The 349-nt window shown below is 39.8% G+C and carries 1 protein-coding gene; it reads right to left on the reverse strand.

All coding sequences use genetic code 11. The features are described 5' to 3' along the window. Positions 1-278, reverse strand: a 278-nt coding sequence (locus tag NI461_RS14160) for a transposase (RefSeq protein WP_253157901.1), incomplete at its 3' end; no start/stop codon positions are given. Between the last annotated feature and the right edge of the window lie 71 nt (positions 279-349).

The following is a 349-nucleotide window of genomic DNA, read 5'->3' on the forward strand; positions in this document are numbered from 1 at the left end:
CGCTTCTTTGCTTTTAATGGCAACAAGCTATTTGGATACACTGTATAAATTCCCTGATAACCCTTATCTGCAAGGATAAATGCACCTGCAGGAATCTGATTCGAGTTACGTTTGAAGAGTTCGAAATCATGTACGGCACCACGACTCGTACATAAACTCAGGATTTTTTGAGTTTGATAATGAATGATGGCCTGTACTTTGAAGGTGTGGGTCTTTTTCTTGCCGCTATAGCTTTTCTTCTGTTTTTTTAGGCCTTTGGATTGGAATTTCTGTGGCATCTACAATCACCACATTCCAGTCAATGCCTTCGCCTTCAGGCAAATGCTTGGGTAAATTAAATAAATTGGAC

The organism is Acinetobacter sp. S4400-12, from assembly GCF_024129495.1.
Taxonomy (GTDB): Bacteria; Pseudomonadota; Gammaproteobacteria; order Pseudomonadales; family Moraxellaceae; genus Acinetobacter; species Acinetobacter lwoffii_C.